The organism is Mycobacterium seoulense (assembly GCF_010731595.1).
Taxonomy (GTDB): domain Bacteria; phylum Actinomycetota; class Actinomycetes; order Mycobacteriales; family Mycobacteriaceae; genus Mycobacterium; species Mycobacterium seoulense.
The window spans coordinates 1,195,213-1,213,801 of record NZ_AP022582.1 but is presented as its reverse complement, the minus strand read 5'-3'; the positions used below and the strand labels follow the sequence as shown (position 1 = coordinate 1,213,801).

The 18,589-nt window shown below is 71.4% G+C and carries 17 protein-coding genes and 1 pseudogene; 1 reads left to right on the top strand and 17 read right to left on the bottom strand.

Translation table 11 applies throughout. The features are described from left to right. Nucleotides 1-54: 54 nt before the first annotated feature. The 13 genes and pseudogenes from G6N37_RS05670 to G6N37_RS05610 all read right to left on the bottom strand — a co-directional run bounded on the left by G6N37_RS05670 (nucleotide 55) and on the right by G6N37_RS05610 (nucleotide 15,097). A complete protein-coding gene (locus G6N37_RS05670) occupies nucleotides 55-1,116 on the bottom strand; it encodes a type III polyketide synthase (protein WP_163677081.1) in 1,062 nt (353 codons plus the stop codon). Between the two features lie 105 nt (nucleotides 1,117-1,221). Then, a complete protein-coding gene (gene argH / locus G6N37_RS05665; RefSeq protein ID WP_163677078.1) occupies nucleotides 1,222-2,640 on the bottom strand; it encodes an argininosuccinate lyase in 1,419 nt (472 codons plus the stop codon). Next, the gene (locus tag G6N37_RS05660; RefSeq protein WP_163677076.1) at nucleotides 2,637-3,845 is read right to left on the bottom strand and encodes an argininosuccinate synthase; all 1,209 of its coding nucleotides are present in this window, start codon (nucleotides 3,843-3,845) and stop codon (nucleotides 2,637-2,639) included. Before G6N37_RS05660 ends, argH begins: the two co-directional genes overlap by 4 nt. Before the next feature lie 12 nt (nucleotides 3,846-3,857). Then, complete coding sequence (locus G6N37_RS05655) at nucleotides 3,858-4,358, bottom strand: arginine repressor (RefSeq protein WP_163677073.1); 501 nt, start codon at nucleotides 4,356-4,358, stop codon at nucleotides 3,858-3,860. Next, the gene (gene argF / locus G6N37_RS05650; RefSeq protein WP_163677069.1) at nucleotides 4,358-5,281 is read right to left on the bottom strand and encodes an ornithine carbamoyltransferase; all 924 of its coding nucleotides are present in this window, start codon (nucleotides 5,279-5,281) and stop codon (nucleotides 4,358-4,360) included. The genes G6N37_RS05655 and argF overlap by 1 nt, the downstream gene beginning before the upstream one ends. Nucleotides 5,282-5,331: 50 nt before the next feature. Next, complete coding sequence (locus G6N37_RS05645) at nucleotides 5,332-6,516, bottom strand: acetylornithine transaminase (RefSeq protein WP_163677066.1); 1,185 nt, start codon at nucleotides 6,514-6,516, stop codon at nucleotides 5,332-5,334. Further along, entirely contained in the window at nucleotides 6,513-7,400 is an 888-nt protein-coding gene (gene argB / locus G6N37_RS05640; protein ID WP_163677063.1) for an acetylglutamate kinase, read from the bottom strand. Before argB ends, G6N37_RS05645 begins: the two co-directional genes overlap by 4 nt. Further along, the gene (argJ, locus tag G6N37_RS05635) at nucleotides 7,397-8,608 is read right to left on the bottom strand and encodes a bifunctional glutamate N-acetyltransferase/amino-acid acetyltransferase ArgJ (RefSeq protein WP_163677060.1); all 1,212 of its coding nucleotides are present in this window, start codon (nucleotides 8,606-8,608) and stop codon (nucleotides 7,397-7,399) included. Before argJ ends, argB begins: the two co-directional genes overlap by 4 nt. After that, nucleotides 8,605-9,664 (bottom strand): annotated as a pseudogene (gene argC / locus G6N37_RS05630) (N-acetyl-gamma-glutamyl-phosphate reductase). Before argC ends, argJ begins: the two are co-directional and overlap by 4 nt. Nucleotides 9,665-9,699: 35 nt before the next feature. Beyond that, a complete protein-coding gene (pheT, locus tag G6N37_RS05625; RefSeq protein WP_163677054.1) occupies nucleotides 9,700-12,198 on the bottom strand; it encodes a phenylalanine--tRNA ligase subunit beta in 2,499 nt (832 codons plus the stop codon). After that, nucleotides 12,198-13,241, bottom strand: a complete 1,044-nt coding sequence (gene pheS, locus G6N37_RS05620; protein ID WP_163677051.1) for a phenylalanine--tRNA ligase subunit alpha — start codon at nucleotides 13,239-13,241, stop codon at nucleotides 12,198-12,200. Before pheS ends, pheT begins: the two co-directional genes overlap by 1 nt. Before the next feature lie 120 nt (nucleotides 13,242-13,361). Next, nucleotides 13,362-14,165 carry a rhomboid-like protein gene (locus G6N37_RS05615; RefSeq protein ID WP_163677048.1) on the bottom strand — a complete coding sequence of 268 codons (804 nt, stop codon included), beginning with the start codon at nucleotides 14,163-14,165 and terminating at the stop codon, nucleotides 13,362-13,364. 17 nt (nucleotides 14,166-14,182) lie between these two features. Beyond that, nucleotides 14,183-15,097 carry an adenylate/guanylate cyclase domain-containing protein gene (locus tag G6N37_RS05610; RefSeq protein ID WP_163677045.1) on the bottom strand — a complete coding sequence of 305 codons (915 nt, stop codon included), beginning with the start codon at nucleotides 15,095-15,097 and terminating at the stop codon, nucleotides 14,183-14,185. 191 nt (nucleotides 15,098-15,288) lie between these two features. Between G6N37_RS05610 and G6N37_RS05605 the strand changes: the two genes are divergently transcribed. Then, nucleotides 15,289-16,344 (top strand): oxygenase MpaB family protein, encoded by a 1,056-nt coding sequence (locus tag G6N37_RS05605; RefSeq protein WP_163677042.1) that lies wholly within the window; start codon nucleotides 15,289-15,291, stop codon nucleotides 16,342-16,344. Here the strand turns inward: G6N37_RS05605 and G6N37_RS05600 are convergent. The 4 genes from G6N37_RS05600 to infC form a co-directional block, all read right to left on the bottom strand. Continuing rightward, nucleotides 16,331-17,122, bottom strand: coding sequence for a TrmH family RNA methyltransferase (locus G6N37_RS05600; RefSeq protein WP_163684664.1), 792 nt, complete (start codon nucleotides 17,120-17,122; stop codon nucleotides 16,331-16,333). The two genes, G6N37_RS05605 and G6N37_RS05600, sit on opposite strands and share 14 nt — an antisense overlap. Nucleotides 17,123-17,125: 3 nt before the next feature. After that, nucleotides 17,126-17,521, bottom strand: a complete 396-nt coding sequence (gene rplT, locus G6N37_RS05595) for a 50S ribosomal protein L20 (RefSeq protein WP_046184507.1) — start codon at nucleotides 17,519-17,521, stop codon at nucleotides 17,126-17,128. 63 nt (nucleotides 17,522-17,584) lie between these two features. Further along, nucleotides 17,585-17,779: a 50S ribosomal protein L35 gene (gene rpmI, locus G6N37_RS05590; RefSeq protein WP_083171942.1), complete on the bottom strand. Its 195-nt coding sequence runs from the start codon at nucleotides 17,777-17,779 to the stop codon at nucleotides 17,585-17,587. A 44-nt stretch (nucleotides 17,780-17,823) separates the two neighbouring features. Next, nucleotides 17,824-18,432, bottom strand: a complete 609-nt coding sequence (gene infC, locus G6N37_RS05585) for a translation initiation factor IF-3 (protein ID WP_163684662.1) — start codon at nucleotides 18,430-18,432, stop codon at nucleotides 17,824-17,826. Nucleotides 18,433-18,589: the final 157 nt, after the last annotated feature.

The window sequence follows — 18,589 nt, the reverse complement described above, 5'->3', positions numbered from 1 at the left end:
TTCGCCGTTCCATCACTGATTCTCTGCGGGGCACAAGAAGCAACGCCTTGGATGTCAGTGCCAGCGCAGCAGGACGAGTTCGGAACAAAATCCCGGACCCATCGCGATCATCAGGCCGGGGCTTCCGCTGGGTGGCGGCTTGGCCAGGGTGTCCCGCAGCACGTGCAGCACCGAGGCCGACGAGAGGTTGCCGATCTCGCCCAGCGACCGCCAGGTCAGCTCCAGCGCATCCGGCGGCAGGCCCAGGCTCGCGTTGATCGCGTCGATGATCTTCGGGCCGCCGGGGTGGCTGACCCAGGCGCCGATGTCGGTCGTCGTGAGCCCGTGCGCCCCGAGGAACCCGGAGACGTCCTGCTCGATGTGCTCCTCGACCACCTGGGCCAGGTCCTTGGCCAGCACCAGCTCGAATCCGGCCGCGCCGACGTCGTAGCCCATGGTGCGCAGCGAGTCGGGATACAGCGTGCTGCGGGAGTCCAGGATCGCGGGCCCGCGGGCGGCTACCTGTTCGGCGCGGCGCTCCCCGACGGCCACCACCGCGCCCGCCCCGTCCGCGAACAGCGCGCTGCCGACCAGGCCCGGCAGCGACGGCTGGTATCCGGGGTAGGTGAGCGAGCAGAGCTCGACCGAGATCAGGGCCGCGGCGGCGTCCGGTGCGCCCCGCAGGTAGTCGTTCAGCCGGGCCACGCCGGCGGCCCCGGCCACGCAGCCCAGGCCGAACAGCGGCACCCGGCGCACATCGTCGCGCAGGCCCAGCCGCCCCGCGATCCGGGCGTCCAGCGAGGGCACCGCGAGGCCGGTGACCGTCGTCGTGATCAGCGCGTCCAGGTCCTGCGGGCGCAGGCCCGCCTCGTCCAGCGCGCCCGACAGCGCCTCGCAGCCCAGGTCGACGGCGTTGTCGATGAAGATCCGGTTCGCCACGCCGAAGTCGGTCAGGGTGGGATAGCGCTCGAGCGGCAGCACCAGGTGCCGGCTGTTGACCTTGGCGCTGGCGTGCAGCTGCCGGACGATGTCCTCGTAGCCGTCGAACTCCGGGATGCTGACGAAGAAGTCGGTGAGCTCCCGCTGCGAGTACCGATACGGCGGCAACGCACCGAATACGCCCGCGACGACGCTCATTGGTCCCACCCCTTGGTGACGAAGATTTGGCCTGACAGGTTCAGCCGCATCGCTAGCCGGAAGTCTAGTCCGCTGGGAATTGACCGGCGCGTAAACGGCGTCATCTCATTCCCTGCCGCCGAGCCGGGCCTGTAGCTCCTCGGCCTCGGCCAGGACGGCTTCGAGCTGCTCGGCGACCCGGGCCGGCGCGGTCCCGCCCCGCCCGTCGCGCGAGGACACCGAGCCCTCGATCGTCAACACCTCACGGACCTCCGGCGTCAGTTCGGGGCTGATGGCGGCCAACTCGTCGTCGGTCAGCTCGTCGAGCCCGACGGAGCGGCCCTCGGCGGCGCGCACGGCGGCCCCGGCGGCCTCGTGCGCGGACCGGAACGGCACCCCGCGGCGCACCAGCCATTCGGCGATGTCGGTGGCCAGCGTGTACCCGGCCGGGGCCAGGGCCGCCATCCTCTCGACGTCGAACGTCAGGCTGGCCACCAGGCCGGCCATCGCCGGCAGCACCAGCTCCAGCTGGGCCACCGAGTCGAACACCGGCTCCTTGTCCTCCTGCAGGTCGCGGTTGTAGGCCAGCGGCTGGGCCTTCAGCGTCGCCAGGAGCCCGGCCAGGTTGCCGATCAGCCGCCCGGATTTGCCGCGGGCCAGCTCGGCGATGTCCGGGTTCTTCTTCTGCGGCATGATCGAGCTGCCGGTGGACCACGAATCGTGCAACCTGACGTAGCCGAACTCCGTCGAGCTCCACAGGATGATGTCCTCGGCCAGCCGCGAGGTGTCCACGGCGATCATCGCGAAGATGAACGCGGCCTCGGCGGCGAAATCCCGCGCGGCGGTCGCGTCGATGGAATTGGCTGCGGCCTCCGCGAAACCGAGCTTGGCGGCGATCGCGTCCGGGTCCAGCCCCAGCGACGAGCCGGCCAGCGCCCCCGAGCCGTAGGGGGACACCGCCGCGCGCCGGTCGAAGTCGACGATGCGGTCGACGTCGCGCAGCAACGGGTGCGCGTGGGCGAGCAGGTGGTGGGCCAGCAGGACCGGCTGGGCGGACTGCAGGTGCGTCTTGCCCGGCATGATCGCCGTCGGGTGCTCGGCGGCCTGGGCGGCCAGCGCGGCCACCACCTCCAGCGCCCCGGCCGCGACCCGGCGCACCGCGTCGCGCAGCCACATCCGGAACAGGGTGGCCACCTGGTCGTTGCGCGAGCGCCCGGCCCGCAACCGCCCGCCCAGGTCGGGGCCGACCCGGTCGATCAGCCCGCGCTCCAGCGCGGCGTGCACGTCCTCGTCGGTCACCAGCGGCGTGAAGCTGCCGTCGGCGACGTCCTCGGCGAGGCTGTCCAGGCCGGCCAGCAGCCCGTCGCGCTGCTCCTCGGTGAGCAGCCCGGCGTGAAACAGGATCACGGTGTGGGCCCGCGAGGCGACGATGTCGTAGGGGGCGAGCACCCAGTCGAAGTGGGTGGATTTGCTCAGGGCGCTCAACGCGTCCGACGGGCCGTCGGCGAACCGCCCGCCCCACAGCGACCCCTCGCGCGTGCTCACGCTTCGTCGGCCGCCAGGTCGCGGCGCGACGCGATCTTGGACGACAGCCCGTGCACGTAGACGAAGCCCTTCGCGGCCGACTGGTCGAAGCTGTCGCCCTCGTCGTAGGTGGCCAGGTTGAAGTCGTAGAGCGACTGCGCGCTGCGCCGGCCGTTGACGGCGATGTGGCCGCCGTGCAACACCATTCGGATCTCGCCGGTGACGTGTTCCTGCGTCTTCGCGACGAAGGCCTCCAGCGCGGTCTTCAGCGGCGAGTACCAGAGCCCGTCGTAGACCAGCTCGGCCCAGCGCTGGTCGGTGTGCCGTTTGAACCGGCCCAATTCGCGCTCCAGCGTGACGTGTTCGAGCTCGGTGTGGGCGGTGATGAGCACCATCGCCCCGGGGGCCTCGTAGATCTCGCGGCTCTTGATGCCCACCAGCCGGTCCTCGACCACGTCGAGCCGTCCCACCCCCTGGCAGCCGGCGCGGCGGTTGAGCTCCTCGATGGCCTGCAGCACCGATACCGGCTTGCCGTCGATGGTCACCGGGACCCCGCGCTCGAACCCGACGATCACCTCGTCGGGGGTGTTCCAGTTGATGGTGGGGTCTTCGGTGTAGGCGTAGATGTCCTTGGTCGGCGCGTTCCAAAGGTGTTCCAGGAAGCCGGTTTCCACCGCGCGGCCCCATACGTTCTGGTCGATGGAGAACGGCGAGCGCTTGGTGACGTTGATCGGGATGGCGTTCTCCTCGGCGAACGCGATCGCCTTCTCCCGCGTCCACGCGTAGTCGCGGACCGGCGCCAGCACCTCCAAATCCGGTGCCAGCGAAGCGAATCCGACCTCGAACCGGACCTGGTCGTTGCCCTTGCCGGTGCAGCCGTGCGCCACGATGCTGCCACCGTGCTCGCGGGCGGCCGCCACCAGGTGCTTGGCGATCAGCGGCCTGCTGATGGCCGACACCAGCGGGTAACGGTCCATGTAGAGGGCGTTGTTCAAGATGGTGGGCAGGCAGTAGCCCTCGGCGAACTCGTCGCGGGCGTCGACGACGACCGCCTCCACCGCCCCGCAGTCCAGGGCCCGCTGGCGGACGACCTCCATGTCCTCGCCGCCCTGGCCGAGGTCAATCGCGACCGCCACCACCTCGCGGCCGGTCTCCTTGCCGATCCAACTGATCGCGACCGAGGTGTCCAGACCGCCTGAATACGCCAGGATGACGCGATCCGACATGAACCAATCTCCTTAGGTTGTGGTGAGGCTTTCGAGCGTGCGGGCCAGCTCGGCGCCGGTCATCGGGTCTCGGGCCGCGACGAAGACCGTGTCGTCGCCGGCGATGGTGCCGACGACGTACGGTAGCGCCGCGCGATCGATCGCGCTGGCCAAATAGTTGGCGCCGCCGGGCGGGGTGCGCAGCACGGCGAGGTTGGCGCTGGCATCGGCCGACACCAGCAGCTCGCTGAGCAGCCGCGACAGCCGGGCGGTGCCGCCCGATACGCCGCGCACCGGGCTGCCGTCCTCGGGGACGATGTAGACGCCGACGCCGCCGTCGGCGCCGCGCAGCTTCACCGCGCCGAGTTCCTCGAGGTCGCGCGACAGGGTGGCCTGGGTGACCTCGATGCCCTCGTCGGCCAGCCGGGCCGCCAGCTCGCTCTGGCTGCTGATGGACGCAGACGACAGGATCGCCACGATGCGGTCCTGCCGGCCGGCGCGGGTGGTCTCGGGGCTGGTCTTGCTACGAGTCATCAGCGCCGCTCCAAGAGCCACACCAGCAGCGCCTTCTGGGCGTGCAGCCGGTTCTCGGCCTCGTCCCAGACGACGCTGGCCGGCCCGTCCATCACCTCGTCGGTGATCTCGTCGTTGCGGTGGGCCGGAAGGCAGTGCAGCACAATGGCTTCCGGGTCCGCCAGGCCCAGCAGCCGCTGGTTGACCTGGAACGCCCGAAACGGTGTGAGGCGGTCCAGCCCGTCGTCCTCCTGCCCCATCGACGTCCAGGTGTCGGTCACCAGGACGTCGGCGCCGGCCGCGGCCGCGTCGGGGTCGGCGGTGAGGGTGACCGAACCGCCGGTGGCTTCGGCGCGTTCGTGGGCCGCCGCGACGAAGGCGGGTGCGGGGGCGAAGCCGTCCGGCGCGGCGATGGTGACGTGGATGCCGGCGGTCACCCCGCCGAGCAGCAGCGAGTGGGCCATGTTGTTGGCGCCGTCGCCGAAGTACGACATCCGCAGTCCCGCAAGCGATCCCTTGCGTTCGGCGATGGTCTGCAGGTCGGCGAGCACCTGGCAGGGGTGGAACTCGTCGGACAGGGCGTTGACCACCGGCACCGTCGCCACCTCGGCCATCGCCTCGAGGCGGTCCTGCGCGAAGGTCCGCCACACGATGGCCTCGACGTAGCGGGACAGCACCCGTGCGGTGTCCTGCAGCGTCTCGTCGCGGCCCAGCTGGGTGCTGCGGGCGTCGACGACCACGGCGTGCCCGCCGAGCTGGGCGATGCCCACCTCGAAGGAGAACCTCGTGCGGGTGGAGTTCTTGTCGAAGAGCACCGCGACGCCGCGCGGCCCCTCCAGCGGCCGGCAGCTGAACGGGTCCTTCTTCAGTTCCGCGGCCAGCTGCAGCACCTCGGCCTGCTCCTCGGGTGACAGGTCGTCGTCGCGCAGGAAGTGCTTAGGCATGTGCGCCACTCCTCCTCATCGCTTCGCTCTGCATCGTCGTTGCCGGGGGCTCATGCCGCGGCCTTGTCGAGGATGCCGGGCAGGGCCGCGACGAAGGAGTCGAGCTGGGCTTCGGTGACGATCAGCGGCGGGGCCAGCCGGATGACGTCGGGCGCGGCGGCGTTGATCAGGAATCCGGCCTCGCGCGCGGCCATTTCGGCGTCCTTGGCGCGCGGCGCGGTCAGCGCCATGCCCTGCAGCAGCCCGCGTCCGCGCACGTGGTCGACCAGCGGGTGATTCAGCGACTCGATGCCGTGGCGCAGCGACTTGCCCAGCACCTCGGCGTGCCGGGCGAGGTCCTCGTCGGCGATCACCCGCAGCACCGCCCGCGCCGCCGCGGCGCAGATCGGGTTGCCGCCGAAGGTGCTGCCGTGCAGGCCCGGGGTCATCAGGGCGGCGGCCGGACCGATGGCCAGGCACGCGCCGATGGGCAGCCCGCCGCCGAGTCCCTTGGCCATGGTCACGACGTCCGGGGTGATGCCGTCGTGCTGATGGGCGAAAAAGGCTCCGGTGCGGCCCATTCCGGTCTGCACCTCGTCGAGCACCAGCAGCGCGCCGTGCCGCGAGGTGATGTCACGCGCGGCGCTCAGGTAGCCCTCCGTTGGGACGACGACGCCGCCCTCCCCCATGATCGGTTCGAGGAACACCGCGGCGGTGGCGTCGTCGACCGCGGCGGCCAGCGCGGCGGCGTCGCCGTAGGGCACGTGCGTGACGTATCCCGGCAGGGGCTCGAACGGCGCCTGCTTGCTGGGCTGACCGGTGAGCGCGAGCGAGCCCATGGTGCGCCCGTGGAAACCGCCTTGCGCCGCAACCAGTTTCGTGCGCCCGGTCAGCCGGGACAGCTTGAAAGCCACCTCGTTGGCCTCGGTTCCCGAGTTGCAGAAGAACACCCGCGCCGGCGCGTCCGCCCCGAGCAGGGCCACCAGCTCTTCGGCCAGCGCGATGCCCGGTTCGCTGGCATACAGGTTGGAGGTGTGGCCCAGCGTCGTCATCTGGTGCGTGACGGCCTCGATGACCGCCGGGTGACGATGGCCGAGGACGTTGACGGCGATGCCACCCAGCAGGTCCAGGTACGTGTTGCCGTCCACGTCGGTGACCACGGCGCCGTCGCCGGTGGCCAGGGCCAGCGGCGGGGTGCCGTAGTTGTTCATCATGACGGCTTCCCAGCGGTGTCTCATAGCATCCGCGTTCGTCATGCGCTCACCACCTTGGTGCCGGTTCCCGCGTCGGTGAAAAGCTCCACCAGCACACAGTGATTGACCCTCCCGTCGATGACGTGCGCGCTCGGCACGCCCGCCGTCACAGCCCGCAGGCACGCCTCCACCTTGGGGATCATGCCGGCCTCCAGCGTGGGCAGCAGTTGCGCCAAAGTGGCGGTGTCGATCTCGCTGACCAGCGAATCGCGGTCCGGCCAGCTGGTGTAGAGGCCCTCGACATCGGTGAGCATCAACAGCTTTTCGGCCCGCAGGGCCTCGGCGAGGGCCGCCGCGGCGGTGTCGGCGTTGATGTTGTGCACCACGCCCTCGGCGTCCGGGGCGAGCGTCGACACCACCGGGATGCGGCCCGCCGCAATCAGATCCAGCACCGCGGCGGTGTTGACCCGCTCGACGTCGCCGACCAGCCCGATGTCGGTGGCCACGCCGTCCACGGTGACGCTGCGCCGCACCGCGGTGAACAGCTGCGCGTCCTCGCCGGTGATCCCGACGGCGTAGGGCCCGTGCGCGTTGATCAGGTTGACCAGTTCGCGGCCCACCTGCCCGAACAGCACCATCCGCGCCACGTCGAGCACTTCCGGTGTGGTGACCCGGAAGCCGCCCTTGAAATCGCCCGCGATGCCCAGGCGCCGCAGCATGGCGGTGATCTGCGGGCCACCGCCGTGCACCACCACGGGGTGGATGCCGCAGTTGCGCAGGAAGGCCATGTCGGCGGCGAAGGCGTGCCGCAGCGTGTCGTCGGTCATGGCGTTGCCGCCGTACTTGATGACGACGACCTTGCCGTAGAGCTGCTTGAGCCAGGGCAGCGCCTCGGCCAGCACCTGCGCCTTGACCGCGGTGGGCAACTCGCGGGTGTCGATGGTCATGAGCTGTACGCCGAGTTCTCTTCGACGTAGGCGTGTGACAGGTCGGTGGTGCGCACGGCGGCGCGGCCGTCGCCCACGCGCAGGTCGACGGTGATGTCGATGTCGGCGCCGGACAGGTCCACCTCGCGCGCGCCGGGCGCGCCGACGCCGTCGACGCACACGGCAAAACCGTTGAACGACACCCGGATCCGGTCCGGGTCGAGGGTGACCGGCGCCATGCCGACCGCCGCGAGCACGCGGCCCCAGTTGGGGTCCGACCCGAACACCGCGGTCTTGACCAGGCTGTCGCGGGCGATCACCCGCGCGGCGGTCAGCGCGTCGTCGTCGGAGGCCGCCCCGGTCACGGTCACGGTGACGCGCTTGGTGACGCCCTCGGCGTCGGCCTGCAGCTGCGCGCACAGGTCGTCGCAGACCCGCAGCACCGCCTCGTCGAGTTCGGCTTGGGCCGGGGTGATCTCGCTGGCCCCCGACGCCAGCAACAGCACGGTGTCGTTGGTCGAACAGCAGCCGTCGATGTCGAGCCGGTCGAAGGTCTGGGCGGTGGCGCGGCGCAGCGCCCGGTCGAGGGCGGCCTGGTCGACGGCCGCGTCGGTGGTGAGCACGCAGAGCATGGTGGCCAGCGACGGCGCCAGCATGCCCGCGCCCTTGGCCATCCCGCCGACCGTCCAGTTGCCCGGGTGGTGCAGCGCAACCTGTTTCGGCACGGTGTCGGTGGTCATGATCGCGCGCGCGGCCTCGTCGCCGCCGCTCAGCCCCCCGGCCATGTCCTGCACGACGGCCCGCACCCCGGCGAGCACCTTGTCCATCGGCAACCGGTCACCGATCAGGCCGGTGGAGCAGACCGCGACCTCGATGGCCCCCGTCTCGGTGCCCCAGTCGGACAACGCGGCCGCGACCGCTTCGGCGGTGGCGTGGGCGTCCTGGAAGCCGCCCGGGCCGGTGCAGGCGTTGGCACCACCGGAGTTGAGGATCACCGCGCGCAGCGCGCCGGTGGTCAGCACCTGCTGGGTCCACAGCACCGGCGCGGCCTTGACCTTGTTGCGGGTGAACACGCCGGCGGCCGCGTAGTCGGGTCCCTCGTTGAGGACCAGGGCCAGGTCGCGGTTGCCCGACGCCTTGATGCCGGCGGCGATGCCGGCGGCCCGGAACCCCGCCGGCGCGGTGACGCCCTGTTCGCGCACCAGGCGCGCCTCGGCCGTGGAGGTCACGGCGCGACCCCGACCACCGAGAGGCCTTCCGTCTCCGGCCAGCCCAGCGCCAGGTTCATCGCCTGCACCGCGGCGCCGCCGGTGCCTTTGACGAGGTTATCGATGGCGGCGATGGCCACGAACGCACTTGCGGCCTCGTCCACCGCGACCGCGAGATGCGCCGCGTTGCTGCCGATCACCGACCCGGTGCGGGGCAGCTGCCCCTCGGGCAGCAGGTGGACGAAAGGTTCCGCGTCGTAAGCCTTTTCGTAGGCCGCCCGCAGCTGTGACAGCGGCGAGCGGGTGCGCGCCGTGCAGGTGGCCAGGATGCCGCGCGATGTCGGGATCAGCACCGGCGTGAACGACACCGTGACGTCGCGGTCGGTGACCGCCCGCAGCCCCTGGGCGATCTCCGGGGTGTGCCGGTGGGCGCCCGCGATGTTGTAGGCCCGCGCGGACCCGATCACCTCGGAGCCCAGCAGGTCGGTCTTGGCGGCGCGACCGGCCCCGGAGGTGCCGCTGACGGCGACCACCGTGACCGCCGGCTCGATGAGGTCCTCGGCCACGGCGGGCAGCAACGCCAGCAGCGCCGCGGTCGGATAGCAGCCCGGCACCGCGATGCGGCGCGCACCGCGCAGCCGCTCCCGCGCGCCCGGCAGTTCCGGCAGCCCGTACGGCCAGCTGCCGGCGTGCGCGGAGCCGTAGAACCGCTCCCAGTCGGCGGCGTCGGTCAGCCGGAAGTCGGCGCCACAGTCGACGATCAGCGTGTCGGGGCCGAGTTGATCGGCCAGCGCCGCCGAATGCCCGTGCGGGAGGGCCAGGAACACCACGTCGTGGTCGGCGAGCACGGCGAGTTCGGTGGGCTCGACCACCCGCTGAGCCAGCGGCGTCAGGTGCGGATGGTGTTCGCCGAGCGTGCTGCCGGCGCTGGTGGCGGCGGTCAGCGACCCGATGGCGAGGCGGCCGTCGGCGTGGGCGGGATGCCCGAGCAGCAGGCGCAGGATTTCCCCGCCCGCATAGCCGCTGGCCCCGGCAACGGCCACCTTCAGTACGTCGGCCATTCCGCCGATTCTGCATGGTTATGCAGTGCTTTGCAAATCCATTCCGACGGGTCAGGCGCGCAGTTCCGCGCCGACCGCCCCGGCGGCGCGCCGGACCGCGGCGTCGCGGGCCGCGCTGGCGTCGTCCTCGGTCAGCGTGCGGTCCGGCGCGCGGAAGCGCAGCGCGAACGTCAGCGACTTGCGGCCCTCCCCGACCTGCGGGCCGGTGAAGACGTCGAACAGTTGCAGGTCTTCGAGCAGCTCGCCGGCGCCCTCCCGGACCGCGTCGGCCACCGCCCGGGCCGGCACGTGCGCGGGCACCACCAGGCTGAGGTCCTGGAAGACGGCCGGGAACGGCGACACCTTGGGTGCCGGCAACGCCACCGCGACGGGGATCGCGTCGAGGTTGAGTTCGACGGCGCAGGTGTCCTTCGGCAGGCCGGATCGCTCGATCACCGCCGGGTGCAGCTGCCCGGCGTGGCCGACGACGGTCTCCCCGACGAGCACCTCGGCGCACCGGCCGGGGTGCCACGGCAGGTGCTGGGCCGCCCGCAGGCTGACCTCGACCCCGCTGGCGCGGGCGATGATGCGCGCCGCCTCGAAGGCGTCGGCGGCCTCGGCGCGGCGGCCGGGACCCCACGGTCCGCGGCGTTCGCGCAGGCCCGCCAGGACGGCCGCGACGTGCTGCGGCTGGCGCGGCAGCGAGGCGTTCAGCTGGGCGATCTCGGTGTCGGTCGGCCGGCGGTGCACGGGGATGGGCCGCACGCCGCGGGTCTCCTCGGTCGGCTGCACCACCTGCGCCACGGCGTACAGCGCGACGTCCACCAGCCCGCGGGACACGTTGCGCACCAAGGCTTCCAGCAGCGCGGGCAGCAACGTGGTGGCCAAATGCGGGCGGTCGGCCTCCAGGGGGTTGAGCACCTGGGTGGTGGTGCGCCGCGGGTCGTCGTCCGGCAAGCCCCACAGGTCGAACACGTCCGCGGGCAGGAACGGCGTCGGCAGGATCTCGACGTAGCCGGATTGGGCGAGCGATCTGCCGATGGCGCGGCGACGCTTCTGCCCCGCGGTGAGGCCCCGGCCCGCGGGCGCCGCGGGCAGCACCGACGGGATGGTCTCCAGCCCCTCCAGCCGCAGCACCTCCTCGACGAGGTCGGCGGGCTGCAGCAGGTCGGGCCGCCAGCTCGGGGGCGTCACGGTCAATGCCGAGCCGTCGTCGGTCACCGCAGCCCCGATCTGCGCCAGGCGCCGCGCGGCGGTCCCCGGGGGATAGGCCACCCCGGCGACGCGGTCGGGCAGGTCGGCGGGGATCCGGATCGGCGGCAGCGACCAGTCGGCGGCCGAGTTGCCGACCGGCGGGTCGCCGCGCCAGTCGGTCAGCTCGTCCGATACCGCTCCCCCGGCGATGTCGACGAGCAGTGCGGCGCACCGGTCCAGCGCGGCCACCGAGACGGCCGGGTCCACCCCGCGCTCGTAACGCCGGGCGGCCTCGCTGGGCAGGTGCAGCCGGCGCTGGGTGCGCGAGACGGCGGCGGGGTCCCACACGGCGGCCTCCAGCAGCACGTCGGTGGACTCGGCGCGCACCTCGGTGCTCGCCGCACCCATCACGCCGCCGATCGCCGCGGTCGCGCGGTCGTCGACGATGAGGACGTCGGCCGGATCGAGCCGGCGCTCGACGTCATCGAGGGTGACGACGGTCTCGCCGGGCCGGGCGAACCGCACGGCGAGGCCCCCGGAGATGCGGTCGCAGTCGTGCGCGTGCATGGGGTGGCCGAGTTCGAGCATCACGTAGTTGGTGACGTCCACCGCCGGGGAGGTCGCGCGGACGCCGGCCAGCAGCAGCCGGCGTTGCAGCCACCACGGCGACACCGCCGCGGGGTCGATGCCGGTCACGGGCCGCAGGGCGAACCGCCGCACGCCGGTTTCCGGCTGGACGGTCAGGGGCCAGGCCTCGCCGGCGGCGGGCAGCGGCTTGACGTCCGCCGGGTCGACGAAGTCGAGGTCGTAGGCGCAGGCGACCTCCCGGGCCAGGCCGCGCACCGACATGCAGTAGCCGCGGTCGGGGGTGATCGCCAGGTGAAAGACCACGTCGTCCAGTCCCAGCACCGCTGCGCCAGGGGCGCCCGGTTCGGCGGTGCCGGGCGGCAGCACCAGGATCCCGGAATGGTCGGCGCCCAAACCGAGTTCGGCCGCCGAGCAGATCATGCCCTCGGAGTCGCGGCCGTAGGTCTTGCGCGCCGTGATGGCGAATCCGCCGGGCAGCGTGGCGCCGGGCAGCGCCACGACGACCAGCTCACCGACGGCGAAATTGGTTGCGCCGCAGACGATGTCGCGGTCCCTGCCGTCGCCGACGTCGACCCGGCAGGCGCGGATCGGCTTTTTGAATCCGGTGAGCTCCTCGATGGCGGTCACCCGCCCCACCGCCAGCGGGCCGTCGACCGGGCCGAGGGTGACGACCTCCTCCACCTCGTGGCCGATCCGCACCAGCGTCTGCTCGAGATCGCCGGCGGTGACTTCCCAGCCCGGCGCGCCGGCGTTCACGACCTCCCGCAGCCAGCTGTAGGGGACCCGCATCAGGCACCCACCCCGAACGGCAACGAGAACCGGACGTCGCCCTCGACCATGTCGCGCATGTCGGGAATGCCGTTGCGGAACTGCAGGGTGCGTTCCAGGCCCATCCCGAACGCGAACCCGGAGTACACCTCGGGGTCGATCCCCGCGGCCCGCAGGACGTTGGGGTGGACCATGCCGCAGCCGCCCCACTCCACCCAGCCCGGGCCGCCCTTCTTGCCGACGAACCACACGTCGACCTCGGCGGAGGGTTCGGTGAACGGGAAGAAGTGCGGCCGGATCCGGGTGCGCGCCTCGGGGCCGAACTCGGCGCGGGCGAACGCGTCGAGGGTGCCGCGCAGGTGCGCCATGGACAGGCCGCGGTCCACCGCCAGCCCCTCGACCTGGTGGAAGACCGGGGTGTGGGTGGCGTCGAGCTCGTCGGTGCGGAAGGTGCGCCCGATCGAGACGATGTAGACGGGCAGCTCGTGGGCGAGCAGGGTGCGCACCTGCACCGGCGACGTGTGGGTGCGCAGCAGCTGCCGGGAATCGTCCGGCGCGATGTAGAAGGTGTCCTGCTCGCTGCGCGCCGGGTGGTCGGCGGGGAAGTTGAGGGCGTCGAAGTTGAACTGCTCGGTTTCGACTTCCGGCCCCTCTGCCAGCTCCCAGCCCATCGCGACGAAGGTGTCGGCGATGTGCTCGGCCAGCATGGTGATGGGGTGCCTGGCGCCGGGTGGCTGACGCGTCGACGGCAGCGTGACGTCGATGCTCTCGGCGACCAGCACCGCCGCGTCGCGTTCGGCGCGCAGCGCGGCCAGTCGCTCGTCGTAGCTGCACTGGACCTCGGTCCGCGCGGAGTTGACCCGCTTACCCGCGTCGGCGCGCTCCTCCTTGGGGACGCCGGCCAGCGCCTGCCGCGCCAGCGCGAGCGGCGAGCGGTCACCGAGGTGCTCGGTCTTCACGCGCGCCAGCGTGTCCAGATCGCCGGCGAGCGCGATCGCCTCCCGGGCGGCGCCGACCGCCTCGGCCAAGGCATTGGGCGACAGGTCGACGGGCTGAGCACCCACGCGGCGACACTCTCCTTGCTGGATGAGGGCTGGGGGGAAGTTGCCCAGCGGCAAGTGCCGATCATAGTGATGCGGTGCGCGCGGCCCGGCGGGCGCTTCGGGGTAAGGGTGGCCCGGTGTCTAGCCCGCCGTGGCCGGCTGCGCACCGGTCAGGGCGGCGTCGCCGAGCGCGGCGCGCCCGGTGCCGAACTGCACGGCCTTGTGCGCCACCAGCGCGCCCAGGACCCCGAACGCGGGCGCCGCGGCCATCGTTCCCCAGTGGTGGGCGAGGACCAGGAAGCCGAAGCCCGACGAGGCCACCATCATCAGGAGGCGCACCGGCGTCCAATGGATGGGCTGGCGGAATCGGGCGGACACCAGCACGCCCAACACCACGGCGACGGTGTGGCCGGCGTCGGTGAAATCGCCGCCGATGATTGCCGACGCCACGCCCGCCGACACCCACCAGCCGACCCAGGCGGCCCGCCAGCGCTGGGGAATGACCGCCGTCATCGCGCCGAGCACCGCCAGGGCGCCGTAGCTCATCCCGACGTCGCTGGCCCGGGTGATCGACAGCGGCAGCCAGCCGAACTCGACCGCCGCGGCCAGGGCGGCGGCCACGACCAGCGTCGCGCCGATGTGCCCGACGACGAAGGCGACCACCAGCCGGATGGTGCTCAGGTGCAGCTCGCCGAGCGCGAGCAGGCAGGTGAGGAAGGGCAGCCAGAAGTAGAGCGGGCCGGCGTCGACGACCAGCGCGCTGCCCAACAGGGTGCCCACGTGGCCGTGGGCGAGGTTGTGCAGGTTGGTGCTGGCTCGCTCCACCAGCACGTCATGGGCGTGCGGGCCGAGGACCAGGATGGCGCAGCTGACGGCAAGCAGCACCGCCACGTAACCCAACGTGAACTGGACCCGGGCGAGCCGGGCAAGGATGCCCCCAAACATTGCCTCCATTATGTCGGCTAGTTTGTTTCGGCGCCGTGATCGGGCGCTGTCAACTCCCTATGAGTTCGCAAACGATATATCGCCAAGTCGGGCGGCACGCCGGTGGTCTTGCCCGCAAACACGGGTTTACGTGCGCGTTTGGCGACGACGCCCATGGCGTCGAGTTCGCTCTGGGCGATGAGGTCGAGTGTCGAACTCGACACCATCACCCCGCCCTTGGTGGCGCGTTCCATCACCCGCGCGGCGATGTTCACGTCGACGCCGAGCCAGTCCGACCCCAGCCGCTGGGGCCGCCCGGTGTGGATCCCGGCCCGCATGCGCGGCGTGTGGCCTTCCACCTCGACCGACTTCAGCGCCTCCTTGGCGGCCAGCACGGCGCGCACCGCGACCGTCGGATCGGCGAAGACGGCCATGAGGCCGTCGCCCATCCGCTTGACGATGTGGCCGCCGGCGTCCAGCAGCGGCGGCTCGACGGCCCGGGCCACCTGTCGCAGCAGGGTGAGGGCCGCCTCGTCGCCGGCCTGCAGGGACCACGACGAGAAACCGACCAGGTCGGTGAAGACCAGCGTCACCTCGGGATTCGCCGGCCGGCGGGCAACCGACTCGGTCAGCGCCTGCCACAACTGCAGCACCCCGAGGCTGACTTCCCGCGACACCGCGTCGCGGTCGCCCAGCAGCCGGTCGGCGGCCCGCGCCGCGGCGCTTGGACCGCCCTCGCCGGCCGTCGAGAGCGGGTCACCGAACTCGGGGTCGCCGGGGAGCAGCCGTCGGGCCCGGCGGATGAAGGCCACCGCGCCGGGGCTGTGGTTCCGGCCGTGCAGCCACTGCGTCGCGCTGTGCACCGAGACGGGGGAACGCCGCGGCGGATCGGATGGCGTCACGGTCGGCTCGTCGGGCCCGCCCGAATCCGATTCCCGACGCGCGAGTTCCACCCGGCCAGGTTATTTCCTCCCGCCGGAGGCGGGCAATCAACGCCGCGCGGTTTGTGTCACAGCTCGCACGATATCGCCTGATCACGGCGGCGCCACGCCGCTGTGGATGCTCGATAACAGCCGCGGGCGCGCAGGGGCGAAATCGTAGACAACGCACGTTGTCAAAGTTATCGTGAGCGCAGGAGGCCGAGATGACTGCCATTCCCGCGACGTCCGACGATCCGCTCGGACCAGATTCCCTGACCTGGAAGTACTTTGGCGATCTGCGCACCGGAATGATGGGCGTATGGATCGGCGCGATCCAGAACATGTATCCGGAGCTGGGGGCGGGCGTCGAGGAGCATTCGATCCTGCTGCGCGAGCCCCTGCAGCGGGTGGCCCGCTCGGTGTACCCGATCATGGGCGTCGTCTACGACGGTGACCGGGCCGCGGTGACGGGGCGGCAGATCAAGAGCTACCACCACACCATCAAGGGCGTGGACGCGTCCGGGCGCCGCTATCACGCGCTGAATCCGGAAACGTTCTACTGGGCGCACGCCACCTTCTTCATGCTGGTGATCAAGGTGGCCGAGTACTTCTGCGGGGGCCTGACGGAGGCCGAGAAGCGCCAGCTGTTCGACGAGCACGTGCGGTGGTACCGGATGTACGGGATGAGCATGCGGCCGGTGCCCGGCTCCTGGGAGGAGTTTCAGGAGTACTGGGACCGGGTGTGCCGCGAGGAGCTGGAAATCAACCGCGCGACGCTGGACATCTTCCAAATCCGGATCCCCAAACCGAAATTCGTGTTGATGCCCACGCCGGTCTGGGACCAGATGTTCAGGCCGCTGGTCGCCGGCCAGCGCTGGATCGCCGCGGGCCTGTTCGAGCCCGCCGTCCGCGAGAAGGCCGGCATGCGCTGGACGCCGGGCGACGAGGTGCTGCTGCGCCTGTTCGGCAAGCTCGTCGAACTGGCCTTCCTGGCGGTTCCCGACGAGATCCGGCTGCACCCGCGCGCGCTGGCCGCCTACCGCCGCGCCGAGGGCCGGCTGCCCAGCGACGCGCCGCTGGTGGAGGCGCCGACGTTCATGGCGCCGCCCCGCGACCGCCGCGGGCTGCCCATGCACTATTTCCCTCCCCGTTCCCGCCTCGCTCCCCGATCGCCGCTCGACCCCGCGAAGGCGCTCATGGAGCGGGCAGGCTCGCTGGTGCACGGGACGCTGTCGCTGGCGGGGCTGCGGCCCGCCCGGGCGCGCGTCAGGGCCGCTTGAACGTGCCCAGCGCCAGGGCGCTCTGGTAGAGGCAGATGGCCGCGGCGGAGGCCACGTTCAGGCTTTCCGCACCGCCGGACATCGGGATGCGCACCCGGTGGTCCGCCGCCCCCGCGATGTGCCTTGGCAGGCCTTGCGATTCGGGCCCGAACAGCCAGGCGGTCGGCCTGGCGAGCAGCGGGCCGGCCTCGTCGAGGCGCGTCTCGCCGTCCACCGTGCCGGCCAGCACCCGCAGCCCGGCGTCGCGAACCGCATCCAGCGCGGCGGCCGTGTCGGGCGCGGCGACCACCGGAATGGAGAAGATGCTGCCGGTCGAGGCGCGCAGGCACTTGCCGTTGTACGGGTCGACGCTGTGGCCGCCGAGGATCACACCGTGCGCGCCCATCGCGTCGGCGATGCGGATGAGGGTGCCGGCATTGCCCGGCTCGCTGATCTCGACGGCGACCGCGATCAGCCGGGGCGAACCGGCCAGCACGTCCGCCAGCCGGGTCGCCGGCATTTCGCAGACCGCCACCAGCCCGGTGGGGGTGACGGTGTCGGACAGCGCCTTCGCGGCCCGCTCGTTGACCAGATGCACCGGAACTGCTTGCGCACCAAGCAAAGACGCATACCGCTCGCCGGCGGCTTCGGTGACGAAGACGTCGCGGACGAGACCGCGGGCGGCGGCCGCCTCGACCAGGTTGGGACCTTCGGCGAGGAATCGCCCCGCCCGGCGTCGACCGACGTGGCGATGCAGTTTGACCGCCGCGGCGACCCGGGCCGATCGTTCGGTCAGCAGGGGCTAGGCGGCCTCTCCGGAATCCGAGGGGGCGTTGACGTCCTCGGGCAGCGCGGCCCGCGCGACGTCGACCAGCGCCGTGAACGCCGCGGGATCGGTGATCGCGATGTCGGCGAGGTTCTTGCGGTCCACCTCGACGCCCGCGGCCTTGAGGCCCTGGATCAGCCGGTTGTAGGTGATGTCGTTGGCGCGCGCGGCCGCGTTGATCCGCGAGATCCACAGCTTCCGGAACTCGCCCTTACGCGCGCGGCGGTCGCGGTAGGCGTAGTTCAGCGAATGCAGCTGCTGCTCTTTGGCTTTGCGGTAGAGCCGCGATCGCTGGCCGCGATAGCCCTTCGAGGCCTTGAGGATGCTGCGCCTCTTCTTGTGGGCGTTGACCGCCCGCTTCACGCGTGCCATGGGTGTTCCTACTCTCGTTGAAAAGTCAATGGTGGGGCGCCGGCACCGGGTCCGGCGCGATGGTCAGCCGTTCAGCAGCTTGTTGATCCGCTTGGTGTCGTTGGCCGCCACGGTGGTGCGGCCTTCCAGACGCCGGGTCCGGGTCGACGGCTTGTGCTCCAACAGGTGCCGGCGGTTGGCTTTCTGGCGGACGATCTTGCCGGTTCCGGTGCGCCGGAACCGCTTCGAAGCCCCGCTGTGGGTCTTGGCCTTGGGCATGTTTCCTCTACTTCTGCTCTCGAGTTCTTCCGTGTCGTGCCGGGTCAGTTGGGCGAAGGGTTGGTGTCGACGGCCGCTTCGGCGTCCGGCGCCGCCCCCTCGCCGGGGCCTTCGGGGTGCCGCGCCCTGGCACGAGTCTTCGCGCCGCGGTGCGGGGCCAGCACCATCGTCATGTTGCGGCCGTCCTGCTTGGCGGACGTTTCCACGAAGCCGTATTCGGCGACGTCCGCGCCCAGCCGCTGCAACAGGCGGTAGCCCAGCTCGGGCCGCGACTGCTCACGTCCGCGGAACATGATGGTGACCTTCACCTTCGAACCCGCCTCCAGAAAGCGGATCACGTGACCCTTCTTGGTCTCGTAATCGTGATCGTCGATCTTCGGTCGCAGCTTTTGCTCTTTGACGACGGTCTGCTGCTGGTTGCGGCGGGATTCGCGCGCCTTTTGCGCCGCCTCGTATTTGAACTTGCCGTAGTCCATGATCTTGCAGACGGGGGGTCTGGCATTGGGGGCGACTTCGACAAGGTCGAGATCGGCGTCCGCAGCGACGCGCAGTGCGTCTTCGATGCGCACTATGCCTACCTGCTCTCCCCCTGGTCCGATCAATCTGACTTCAGGTACGCGGATGCGCTCGTTGACGCGGGTCTCAGTGCTGATGGGGCCTCCCTTGTTGGGCTTACACGTGTCCTGCAGCGGCGGCCAGGGCCTGGGTCCGATTCGGATTCAGCGGCGGAAACACCACACCACCAGCAGAAAAGCCCTGCAATAGCAGGGCCCAATGCCGACCGATCACGGCTTGCCATTGGTCAAGCCG